Origin of the sequence: Streptomyces sp. NPDC002044, assembly GCF_040296725.1 — a bacterium.
In the GTDB taxonomy this organism is placed as follows: domain Bacteria; phylum Actinomycetota; class Actinomycetes; order Streptomycetales; family Streptomycetaceae; genus Streptomyces; species Streptomyces antarcticus.
In genome coordinates, this window is record NZ_JBEOXU010000079.1 from 17799 (window position 1) to 28199 (window position 10401).

Annotated in this window: 10 protein-coding genes and 1 pseudogene; 4 read left to right on the forward strand and 7 right to left on the reverse strand. The window is 73.0% G+C overall.

What is annotated here, in order from left to right; translation table 11 throughout:
* Positions 1–8: 8 nt before the first annotated feature.
* Genes ABT106_RS20080 through ABT106_RS20095 form a run of 4 tightly spaced genes read right to left on the reverse strand, consistent with a single transcriptional unit; the run spans position 9 to position 4429 of the window.
* On the reverse strand, positions 9–788 hold the full coding sequence (locus tag ABT106_RS20080; RefSeq protein ID WP_351279076.1) for a CDP-alcohol phosphatidyltransferase family protein: 780 nt from the start codon (positions 786–788) through the stop codon (positions 9–11).
* Complete coding sequence (locus tag ABT106_RS20085; protein ID WP_351279079.1) at positions 766–1827, reverse strand: iron-containing alcohol dehydrogenase family protein; 1062 nt, start codon at positions 1825–1827, stop codon at positions 766–768. The genes ABT106_RS20080 and ABT106_RS20085 overlap by 23 nt, the downstream gene beginning before the upstream one ends.
* Positions 1815–2567 (reverse strand): phosphocholine cytidylyltransferase family protein, encoded by a 753-nt coding sequence (locus ABT106_RS20090; protein WP_351279082.1) that lies wholly within the window; start codon positions 2565–2567, stop codon positions 1815–1817. Before ABT106_RS20090 ends, ABT106_RS20085 begins: the two co-directional genes overlap by 13 nt.
* Positions 2564–4429, reverse strand: a complete 1866-nt coding sequence (locus ABT106_RS20095; protein WP_351279097.1) for a DUF5941 domain-containing protein — start codon at positions 4427–4429, stop codon at positions 2564–2566. Before ABT106_RS20095 ends, ABT106_RS20090 begins: the two co-directional genes overlap by 4 nt.
* A gap of 560 nt (positions 4430–4989) precedes the next feature.
* Between ABT106_RS20095 and ABT106_RS20100 the strand changes: the two genes are divergently transcribed.
* Together ABT106_RS20100 and idi are read left to right on the forward strand one after the other, a co-directional pair.
* Positions 4990–6228 (forward strand): GNAT family N-acetyltransferase, encoded by a 1239-nt coding sequence (locus tag ABT106_RS20100; protein WP_351279099.1) that lies wholly within the window; start codon positions 4990–4992, stop codon positions 6226–6228.
* Positions 6229–6362: 134 nt separating this feature from the next.
* Positions 6363–6962, forward strand: a complete 600-nt coding sequence (idi, locus tag ABT106_RS20105; RefSeq protein WP_351279084.1) for an isopentenyl-diphosphate Delta-isomerase — start codon at positions 6363–6365, stop codon at positions 6960–6962.
* Between the two features lie 28 nt (positions 6963–6990).
* Here idi and ABT106_RS20110 read toward each other — a convergent pair whose 3' ends face one another.
* Both ABT106_RS20110 and ABT106_RS20115 read right to left on the reverse strand, forming a co-directional pair.
* On the reverse strand, positions 6991–7485 hold the full coding sequence (locus ABT106_RS20110) for an ATP-binding protein (RefSeq protein WP_351279101.1): 495 nt from the start codon (positions 7483–7485) through the stop codon (positions 6991–6993).
* Between the two features lie 129 nt (positions 7486–7614).
* Positions 7615–8292 carry an HdeD family acid-resistance protein gene (locus ABT106_RS20115; RefSeq protein ID WP_351279086.1) on the reverse strand — a complete coding sequence of 226 codons (678 nt, stop codon included), beginning with the start codon at positions 8290–8292 and terminating at the stop codon, positions 7615–7617.
* 75 nt (positions 8293–8367) lie between these two features.
* Here ABT106_RS20115 and ABT106_RS20120 point away from each other — a divergent pair, with 75 nt between their 5' ends.
* Positions 8368–9156: an enoyl-CoA hydratase/isomerase family protein gene (locus ABT106_RS20120; protein WP_351279089.1), complete on the forward strand. Its 789-nt coding sequence runs from the start codon at positions 8368–8370 to the stop codon at positions 9154–9156.
* Here ABT106_RS20120 and ABT106_RS20125 read toward each other — a convergent pair.
* Entirely contained in the window at positions 9146–9769 is a 624-nt protein-coding gene (locus ABT106_RS20125) for a DJ-1/PfpI family protein (RefSeq protein WP_351279092.1), read from the reverse strand. The two genes, ABT106_RS20120 and ABT106_RS20125, sit on opposite strands and share 11 nt — an antisense overlap.
* Before the next feature lie 319 nt (positions 9770–10088).
* Here ABT106_RS20125 and ABT106_RS20130 point away from each other — a divergent pair.
* Positions 10089–10401, forward strand: a pseudogene (locus tag ABT106_RS20130) (hypothetical protein); the annotation flags it as partial.

Sequence of the window (10401 nt, forward strand, 5' to 3'; positions counted from 1 at the left end):
CGGGGTGCTCACTTGAGCCTGCTGGAGGCCAGGACGGACACGAGGTGCAGCACCGTCTGCAGCACCGCGATGCCGGCCAGGACGGCGACGCCCAGCCGGGTGAAGTACAGGTCGCCGCGCATCTGGTCCAGGACGGCCAGCACCAGGATGAGCAGGGACGCCTCGATGCCGAGGACGAGGCGGTGGAACTTCAGCGCGGCCGCGGCCCGGCGGGCGAGCGCCATGCCGGAGGAGCGCGGTTCGGCCGCCGCGTCCTGGACCACGGGCTTCCCGGCCTGGTGGCGGGCGACGCCGACCAGGTCGGTCTCGGCCTTGATCAGGATCGCGCCGAGCGCCGCGAGGGTGCCCAGGAAGGCCCACAGCCAGTCGATCCGCCCGCTGCCCCACAGGTCCGAGGCGCGCAGCCCGAAGCCGACGAGGACCGCGGCGTCGCAGAGGTAGGCGCCGACCCGGTCGAGGTAGACCCCGGAGAGCGAGTACTGCTTCTTCCAGCGGGCGACCTCGCCGTCGACGCAGTCGAGCAGCAGGTACATCTGCACCGCGACCACGCCGAGGACCGCGCCCCAGACACCGGGGATGAGCAGGGCCGGGAGGGCGAGGACACCGGCGAGGGTCATCACGTAGGTCAGCTGGTTCGGCGTGACCCGGGTGGTGACCAGCAGGCGGGTGATGCGCAGGGAGATCTCGCGCATGTAGAGGCGCCCGCCCCAGTGCTCGCCGCTGACCCGGTCCTTGACGCCCGCCGGGTGAACGACGGGCCGGAGTTCAGCTACGGATGGTCTTGGCATAGTCGGCGTAAGCGTCCCTGATCTCGGCGGCGGACAGGTTGAGGTGCTCCAGGATCGTGAAGCGTCCCGGGCGGGTCTGGGGGGCGTAGTCGACGGCGGCGACGAACTCGTCGACGCTGAAGCCGATCTCCTCGGGCGACACCGGCAGCCCGTGGCGGCGCAGCACCTCCACGAAGAGGCCCGACTGCTGCTCGGCGCCGCGCAGGTGCATGGCGAAGGCGGCTCCGAGGCCGACCTGCTCGCCGTGCAGCGCGGAGCGTCCCGGGTACAGCAGGTCGAAGGCGTGGCTGATCTCGTGGCAGGCGCCGGACGACGGGCGGGTGTCACCGCTGATCGACATGGCGATGCCGGAGAGGACCAGGCCCTCGGAGAGCACGGTGAGGAACTCGTCGTCACCGCAGCCGCCGGGGTGGCGCAGCACGGATTCGCCGGCGGTGCGGGCCATCGCGGCGGCGAGGCCGTCGACGGGCTCGTCGTTGAGCCGGTGCGAGAGCTCCCAGTCGGCGATCGCCGAGATGTTGGAGATGACGTCGCCGATGCCCGCGCGGATGAACCGCACCGGGGCGTCCTTGATCACGTCGAGGTCGATCACCATGGCGATCGGCGTCGGCACGCCGTAGGAGCCGCGGCCGTTGTCGTTGTCCAGGATGGACACCGGCGAGCAGATGCCGTCGTGCGAGAGGTTGGTGGCGACGGCCACCATGGGCAGGCCGACCCGCGCCGCGGCGTACTTGGCCACGTCGATGATCTTGCCGCCGCCCAGGCCCACGACGGCGTCGTAGCGGCTGCCCTTTATGTCGTCGGCCAGCTTCACGGCGGAGTCGATGGTGCCGTCGACGACCGGGTACCAGTCGGCGTGCGGCAGCACGGGCTCCAGCTTGGCGCGCAGTGCCACGCCGGATCCGCCGCTGATCGCGATCGCCAGCTTGCCCGACGCGGAGATCCGCTGGTCGGCCAGGAGGCCGGCCAGGTCGTCCATGGCGCCGCGGCTGATGTCGACGACGACCGGTGAGGGGATCAGCCGGGTCAGTACTGGCATGCGATCGTCCGGCCCTTGGCGAGGTCGTCGTGGTTGTCGATCTCGACCCACCTGACGTCGCCGATGGGGGCCACGTCGATCGTGAAACCGTCGTTGACGAGCTGCTGGTAGCCGTCCTCGTAGTAGAGGTCGGGGTCGCGCTCGAAGGTGGTCTTCAGCGCCTCGGCCAGCCGCTCGGCGGCCTCGGGCTCGATGAGCGTGACGCCGATGTACTCGCCCGTCGCGTCGGCCGGGTCCATCAGCTTGGTGATCTTCCGCACGCCTTCGCCGTCGGCGGTGACGACCTTCATCTCCTCGTCGGCCAGGCTCTTGACCGTGTCGAGGGCGAGGATGATCTTCTTGCCGTCGCCGCGGGCGGCGAGCAGGGTCTGCTCGACGGAGACCGGGTGGACGGTGTCGCCGTTGGCGAGGATCACGCCCTGCTTGAGGACCTCACGCGCGCACCACAGGGAGTAGGCGTTGTTCCACTCCTCGGCCTTGTCGTTGTCGATCAGCGTGATCGTGACGCCGTACTTGGCCTCCAGCGCCTCGCGGCGCGCGTAGACGGCCTCCTTGCGGTAGCCGACGACGACGGCGACCTCGGTGAGGCCGACCGCGGCGAAGTTTCCGAGGGTCAGGTCGAGGACCGTGATGCTCTCCTCGTCGCCTTCGGGGCCGACGGGCACGAGGGCCTTGGGCAGGGTGTCGGTGTAGGGACGCAGACGGCGTCCGGCACCGGCAGCGAGGACAAGGCCGATCATGCTGGTTCTCCTTCGTCGTGTACGGCGGGTGCTCCGGAGGAGACCCAGAAGCGGATGCTCTCCACGAGCACCACGAGGGCCACGAACACGGCGGTGGCCGTGAGCGCGACGGGGAACGCGTCGCGGGCGAGGACGGCGGCCAGGACCACGGTCAGCAGGACCCGGCCGTCGTGACCGCCGACCGTCCGCACCAGCCAGTGCGGGGGCGCGCCGGTGCCACCGCGAATCCGGTACACCGTGTCGTAGTGATGGTAGGCGACCGCCGCGATCAGGCCGAATGCCGCCGGAAGGGCTCCGGGGACGTCCGCCTTCGCCGCGAGGATCAGCACGGTGGTGTACTCGGCCGCCCGGAAGACGGGCGGGACGAGCCAGTCGAGGGCCCCGGTGAGGGGGCGCGCGACGGCGGCTCCGGCGAGCAGCACGTAGAAGACGGCGGCGATGATCACCTGGCGGCTGCCGAAGTCGTAGGCCCAGGCGGTCCAGAGCAGGGCGGCGGAGCCGATGACGGCGGCGGTGATCCCGGCGCCGGGTGCCATGCGGCCGACGAGCCGGGCCGCGAGCTCGGCCGGCGGGCCCGAGTCGGTGAGGTCGGCGAGGGCCTGGGCGGCCCGGGCCGTCCGCCTGGCCTTGCGGGTCAGGGAGCGCAGGACGCGGCCGGCGGTGGTGTAGAGCGCGCCGAAGGCACAGCCGACGAGGAGCGCGTAGAAGACGGTCCGGGGGGTGGTGAGCGCGGTCAGGACCGCGATCATCGCCCAGCGCTCGCCGATCGGAAGGATGATCATCCGGCGGAGCCAGACGGTCCAGCCGACGCTGTCGAGCTTGTCGGACAGCGCGGCCGTGGGGCTCGTGTTCGCGGTGGCGTCGTGGTTGGCCTCGTTGAAGGCGAAGTCGACGACGTGCCGGCAGGTCATGAGGATCATGGCGCCGAGGGCCAGGGCCCAGACGTCGTCCCCGTTGCGGGCGGCGCCGAGCGCGAGGCCCGCGTAGAAGGAGTACTCCTTCGCCCGGTCGAAGGTGGCGTCGAGCCAGGCGCCCATCGTCGAGTACTGGAGCGAGTAGCGGGCGAGCTGCCCGTCGGTGCAGTCCAGGACGAACGAGACCAGGAGCAGCACGCCGGCGGCGACGTAGCCCCAGCGGTCGCCGGTGGCCGCGCAGCCGGCCGCGATCAGGGCGGTGATCAGCGAGGCGGTGGTGACCTGGTTCGGGGTCAGGCCGCGGCGGGCGCACCAGCGGGCGATGTAGCGGGAGTACGGGCTGACGCAGAAGGTGGTGAAGAAGCCGTCGCGGGACTTGACGGCGGTCCGCAGCCGGACGGCCTCGTCGTCGACGGAGGCGACGGCGGCGGCGGCCTCGGCCCGCTCCGCCGGGGTGGCGGGCACGGTGGCGACGAGCGTGCCCAGCTCGGGGCGCTGGACGGCGGTGCCGGCGGCCTCGACCGCGTCGGCGAGGCAGTCCGCGTACGGGACGCGGAGGCCCGGGCCGGTCGCGACGGCAGGGGCGCCGGAGGCGGTGGCGGTCCCGGCGGTGGCGGCGTCAGGGGCGCCGGTGGTGCCGCCCCCGGCCGTGCCCGCGGCGGCCACCGCCCGGTCCAGGGCCGGGCGGGCGCCCGGCTGGACGGCGAGGGCCCCGGTGACGGCGCAGGCGTCGAAGCGGGGGTCGGTCAGCGCGAGGCGCAGTGCGTGGACGTGCCCGACGAACCCGCTGTCGACGACGCAGACCCGCTGGTCGGCGGGTACGCGGGCCAGTGCGGCGGCCGCTTCCTCTGGCCCGGTGGCGGGACGGACGTCGAAGCCGAGGGAGCGCAGCTCGTCCGCGAGCGGTGATCCGGGCACCGGCGGGCCGGTAAGGATGACGGTCGGCAGACGAACTCACTCCTTGTAACGAAATCCGAACGCGCGCCGCGTGGGCGGCGACACGTCGGCAGAGGCTATCGGATGAATGGAAGCAAGGGTTCATCACCCGTTTACGCCCCGATAAGCCGAATATTCCCGGGCCCGAGGCCCGGGCGGGATCATCATTGACGATCATGCCGAGGGATCACAAACCGCCCCGGTGTTACCGTGGACGGCGACACGTACGATCTCCGTATGTATGTCCTGCACACCACACGGTGACCGATCGGGAACGAGGTGGGTTGATGACCGTCGTGAAGGTCGCGGCCATGCGCGGCGAACTCCGGCACATCCCCACTTCCTTCCGGGCATCCGGCCGGGCCTGATCACGTACTGACCGATCGGCCCCGTCGGCCGGAGCCCCCGTTCAAGGGTTCACGTTGACCGACACCGACCACACCCGATCCACCACCCCTTCCGGCTCCCGCGAGCCCGGCTCCCGCGAGCCCGGCTCCCGCGAGCCCGGCTCCGGCGGCTCCGTCTCCACCGAGGCCGCCCTCACCGAGGCGTTCCTCACCCTCCACGGCGGTCTGCCCCGGCAGGCCCCCGGCTCCGACGCGTCCACCCGGCACCTGCTCTCCCTGTGCGGACCGCTGCCCGAGCGGCCGCGCGTCCTCGATCTGGGCTGCGGTCCGGGCCGCAGCGCCCTGCTGCTCGCCGCCGAGGCGGGCCCGCACGGCGCCGAGGTGACCGCCGTAGACCTCCACGACGGGTTCCTCGAAGAGCTGCGTGCGGCCGCCGTGGCCCGCGGCCTCGCCGGGCGCGTCCGCACCGTTTCGGCGGACATGGGCGAGCTCCCCTTCGAGGACGGCTCCTTCGACCTCGTCTGGGCCGAGGGCTCCGCCTACGTCATCGGCTTCGACACCGCGCTCGCGCGGTGGAAGCGGCTGCTCGCCCCCGGCGGCACCCTCGTGCTGACCGAGTGCGAGTGGACCGTCGAGGAGCCGTCCGCCGGCGCGCGCGCCTTCTGGGACCCCCAGTACGCGCTGCGCACCACGGCGCGCAACCTCGCGGCGGCCCAGGCCGCCGGGTACCGGGTGGCCGGCGTGCACCGGCTGCCCGACTCCGACTGGGCCGAGTACTACGGCCCGCTCGCGGAGCGGGTCCGTGCCCGCGCCGGGTCCGGCTCCCCCGCGACGGCCGGCTCCCCCGCGAGGGAGGCCGCGGTGGCCGCCACCCGCGAGGAGCTCGACGTACGGGACCACCACGGGCACGAGTACGGCTACACCGGCTACGTCCTGCGCCCCGTCACCGCCGGGGACGGTCCCGCCTGGCCCGCCCGGCCGGAGACGGCGGCCGACACCGCCGCCGTGCGGGACGTCAACCTGGCGGCGTTCGGCACTCCCCTCGAGGCGGACCTCGTGGACGCGCTGCGCGCGGACGACGCCTGGGTCCCCGGGCTGTCGTACGTCGCCGAGGGCCCGGACGGATCCGTGGCCGCGCACGCCCTGCTCACCGTCTGCGCGGTCGACGGCGCCCGTGCGCTGGCGCTCGCGCCGGTGGCGGCCGACCCGGCGCTCCAGCGCTCGGGAGCGGGCAGTTCGGTCGTACGGGCGCTGCTCGCGGCGGCCAGGGAGCGCGGGGAGTCCCTGGTGCTCGTCCTCGGGCACCCGGAGTACTACCCGCGCTTCGGGTTCGTGCCGGCTTCGCAGTTCGGGATCCGGGCACCCTTCGAGGTCCCCGACGAGGCGATGATGGCTCTGGTGCTGGACGATTCCGTCCCGGTCCCGGCGGGAACGATCAGCTATCCGGCCCCGTTCGGGGTCTGACGTACCGGTGGCGCGTGTCCGCCCCTCCCCGTCGTACCACGCGGGGAGGGGCGGACATGCGTGGATCTCCGAAGTGGGGACAAGCCTCTTTTGTACGGCAGACTGAAGGCCGGAGTCCGAAGCGAAGGATGGGTATGCCGACCACACCAGCCACCGCCGCGAACAGCGCGTCCAACGGCACCGGTACTCAAGAAGCGATCATGCTCGAACTGGTCGACGAGGCCGGCAACACCATCGGCACGGCGGAGAAGCTGTCCGCCCATCAGGCGCCCGGCCTGTTGCACCGTGCGTTCTCGGTGTTCCTCTTCGACGAGCAGGGCCGCCTGCTGCTCCAGCAGCGGGCCCTCGGGAAGTACCACTCGCCCGGTGTCTGGTCGAACACGTGCTGCGGTCACCCCTACCCCGGGGAGTCCCCGTTCGCGGCGGCCGCCCGGCGGACGCACGAGGAGCTGGGCCTGTCCCCCTCGCTGCTCGCCGAGGCGGGGACCGTGCGCTACAACCACCCGGACCCCGCGTCGGGCCTGGTGGAGCAGGAGTTCAACCACCTGTTCGTGGGGCTGGCCCAGTCGGCGCCGCGGCCGGATCCGGAGGAGGTCGGCGACACCGCGTTCGTCACCGCCGCCGAGCTGGTGAAGCGTCATGCCGACGTGCCGTTCTCCGCCTGGTTCATGACCGTGCTCGACGCGGCACGGCCGGCGGTCCGCGAGCTGACCGGGGACGCCGCGGGCTGGTAGGCCCACGGGTTCGCCGGCGCCCGGCTGGTCAGCCCGCCGGGACCGGAGCGGGCAGGGGGAGGGCCGCCCAGATGACCTTCCCGCCGGTCGAGGTGTGCTCGACGTCGCAGACCCCGCCGGCCTCCCGCGTGATCTCCCGTACCAGGAGGAGGCCCCGGCCGCCGGTCTGGCCGAAATCGGCCTCCAGCGCCTTGGGCCGGTAGGGGTGGTCGTCCTCGACGGCCACCCGTACCCAGTCCCGGCCGATCGCCACCTCGACCGCGACCTCCGGCGAGAGCAGGGCGGCGTGCCGGACCGAGTTCGTCACCAGCTCGGAGACGATCAGCAGCAGGGAGTACACCAGGTCCTGCGGGGCCGGCACCCCCTGGCGGCCGAGCAGGTCCCGGACCGCGCGGCGCGCCTGCGGAACGGATTCTTCTACCGCGGGAGCGGTGAACCGCCACACTCCCTCGTACGCGAGGGGGTCGGCCGCGCCCTCTGGCTCCCCCTCCCTGGCTGGCGGGACGCTCCCGCTGACATCCATCTTCCGTCCCCCGTCTTCACGCTCGATCGTCTCCACGCGTCAAGAGTGGGACCAGCCTGGTCCGGACCGGACCGCTGACCATAAGTCAGCGCCATTCGGACACTTTCTGACCGTCGACGTATGTCAGAGTCAGTTGTTCGACTGTTCTTGATCTTCTGCCGGTCGCTTCTCGGCCCTCTCGCGGGCCCCGCCCGTCCCGCCCGCCGCCGCGGACACCTCGTCCTCCCTGACCAACCCCAGGATGCGCCGGGCGCCCAGGCCCAGGGCCACCAGGCTCAGGCCGTCGAACAGGAGGGCGAGGGAGAAGAAGGTTCCGATCACGTACAGGCTGTTCCCGGGCCAGTTGGACAGGATCAGGATGCCCAGCAGGACCCCGAAGGCGCCCTGGACGAGGGCGAGCCCGAAGTTGCTGCCGCGCACCACCAGCGATCCGACCAGGCGGAACAGCCCGCCGGTGAGTAAGAGCAGCGCGGCGAACATGGTGAGCGCCTCGGCGCTGGCCTCGGGGCGGCGCAGGATCACGAAGCCGGCCGCGATGTTGATCGCGGCGACGATGACGGCGAGCCAGAAGTAGTTGCTCGCGCGCGACTGCACGGCTTGCAGCAGGCCCACCACACCGCCGATGAGCAACAGCCACCCGAAGAGGAACATCGAGGTCAGCGTCGCCACGCCCGTGTAGACCAGACCGACCAGACCGGCGAGGACGAGGATCACCCCGAGCACGGCCAGCAGTCCGAAGCCGCGGCCCAGCTTCTTCTTCTCCCGCCGCGGTTCCCGGCCCTTCGCCTCGGTACGGTCTGCGCCCATGAGCGTGCCTCCTCGCACCCCCCGGGACGGACTCCCCCGATCATAGGAGCGGCGGCCCGGGATAGCATCCGGCACATGGACGCAGCAGGCCCGGACGCGGTCGCCGGCACGGCCCTCCGGCATACGGTCGCCGGCGGGGTCGCCACCGTCGTGATATCCCACCCCGCCAAGCGCAACGCCATGACCGCCGCCATGTGGCGGGCGCTCCCCGGTCTGCTGGACGGCCTCGCGGCCGACCCGGCCGTACGGGTGCTCGTCCTGACCGGGGACGGCGCGACCTTCTGCGCGGGGGCCGACATCTCCTCCCTGACCGGGGACGACGACCCGCAGGCCCTGGCGGTGGCGGCGGAGGAGGCCCTGGCCGCCTTCCCGAAGCCGACGCTCGCGGCGGTCCGCGGATTCTGCGTCGGCGGGGGCGGGCAGCTCGCCGCCGCCTGCGACCTGCGGTTCGCCGAGGAGGGCGCGTCCTTCGGGGTGACCCCGGCGAAACTGGGCATCGTCTACGCCTCCTCCTCCACCCGGCGCCTCGCGTCGGTGGTGGGTCCCGCATGGGCCAAGTACCTGCTCTTCTCCGCGGAGTTGATCGACGCGGAGACGGCGCTGCGCGCGGGTTTCCTCCACGAGCTGCTGCCGGCCGGGCAGCTGGACAAGCGGGTCGCGGAGTTCACCCGCGTCCTCGCCTCGCGCTCGCGGCTGACGCAGGCGGCGGCCAAGGAGTTCGCGGACGGGCGCACGGACCGGGACGGGTACTGGGCGGGGCAGGCGGCCGCAAGCGGCGACACCGCGGAGGGCGTCGCCGCGTTCCTCGCCCGCCGCCCGCCTGTCTTCACGTGGGCGCCGGACCCCGGCACCCCTACGGGCTGACCCCGCGCAGTCGCGCCACGAGCGCGGCCGGGGCCTTGTCCGGCGACCCCGCGTCGTAGGGCGGCCGGGGATCGTACTCGGTCATCAGCTGGACGGTCTGGGCGACCTCGTCCCCGGCGATCCTGCCGAGCAGGGTGAGCCCCATGTCGATCCCGGCGGACACCCCGGCGGCGGTGACGTACTTCCCGTCGAACACCACCCGCTCCCCGGTGGGCGCCGCCCCGAACCCGGGCAGCCGGTCCAGGTACAGCCAGTGGCCGGCGGCCCGGCGCCCGTCGAGCAGGCCGGCCGCGGCGAGCAGGAGGGAGCCGGTGCAGACCGACGTGGTCCAGGTGGTGGTGGCATCGACCGTCCGGAGCCAGTCGAGGACGGCGGGGTTCTCCATCTCCGCCTCCGGGTGCGGCCCGCCGGGCACGATCACGATGTCGGGCCGCGTCACCTCGCCGAGCGCCTTGTCGGCGACGAGCGCGAGCGCTCCGCTGTCGGTACGGACGGGCCCGGGGCGCTCGGCGACGAACACGGTCTCGGCGCCGGGAAGCCGGCCGAGGGTGTCGAAGGGACCGATGGCGTCGAGGGCGGTGAAGCGGTCGTAGAGCAGTACGGCGATCTGCATGGCTCCTCCGGAGCGTGACTCGGTACGGGCACGGCTACAGGAACTCGGCGGGGGGCCGGTATGGGGAACCGGGGACGACGGCCCGCGGGAGGTCGTACGGGGCGGGCGCCCCGGCCCGGCCGTCACGGGCCGCGCGTTTCGCGACGGCATGGACCCATGGTGTGACGCCGGTCCGGCGGCCGCAATGACGGGTGTCCCTCCTTTCCTTCCATGCGGCCGGGGCCGCCCGCGCCGTCGCGGCGCCGTGCGACCCCCGGCACGCGGGCGGAGCCGGGACGGTGCCATCCTGGTCGGACCGCCCGAGGATCCGGAGTACCCCCTGAACACCATCGCCGCCGAGTTCCTGTCGGCCGTCCTCCTCCTCGGCGTACTGGCCTTCGCCGTGCTGCGGCCACGCGGGCTGCCGGAGGCCGCGGCCGCCGTCCCCGCGGCCGGGGTGCTCGTCGCGCTCGGCGCGGTGTCCCCCGCCGACGCGTGGCAGCAGGTGCGGGAGCTGCTGCCGGTGGTCGGCTTCCTCGCCGTGATCCTGGCCCTGGCGCGGCTGTGCGCCGACGAGGGCCTGTTCCGCGCCGCCGGGGACGGCGATCCGGTGGGTCTCGCGGCCGACGCGGGCCTCCAGTTCGGAGACCCGG

What these genes read in the sequence shown, in the direction of transcription:
- ABT106_RS20080 (WP_351279076.1), bottom strand. Translation starts at nt 788, where the DNA reads ATGCCAAGACCATCCGTAGCTGAACTCCGGCCCGTCGTTCACCCGGCG.
- ABT106_RS20085 (WP_351279079.1), bottom strand. Translation starts at nt 1,827, where the DNA reads ATGCCAGTACTGACCCGGCTGATCCCCTCACCGGTCGTCGTCGACATC.
- ABT106_RS20090 (WP_351279082.1), bottom strand. Translation starts at nt 2,567, where the DNA reads ATGATCGGCCTTGTCCTCGCTGCCGGTGCCGGACGCCGTCTGCGTCCC.
- idi (WP_351279084.1), top strand. Translation starts at nt 6,363, where the DNA reads ATGCCGACCACACCAGCCACCGCCGCGAACAGCGCGTCCAACGGCACC.
- ABT106_RS20110 (WP_351279101.1), bottom strand. Translation starts at nt 7,485, where the DNA reads ATGGATGTCAGCGGGAGCGTCCCGCCAGCCAGGGAGGGGGAGCCAGAG.
- ABT106_RS20115 (WP_351279086.1), bottom strand. Translation starts at nt 8,292, where the DNA reads ATGGGCGCAGACCGTACCGAGGCGAAGGGCCGGGAACCGCGGCGGGAG.
- ABT106_RS20120 (WP_351279089.1), top strand. Translation starts at nt 8,368, where the DNA reads ATGGACGCAGCAGGCCCGGACGCGGTCGCCGGCACGGCCCTCCGGCAT.
- ABT106_RS20125 (WP_351279092.1), bottom strand. Translation starts at nt 9,769, where the DNA reads ATGCAGATCGCCGTACTGCTCTACGACCGCTTCACCGCCCTCGACGCC.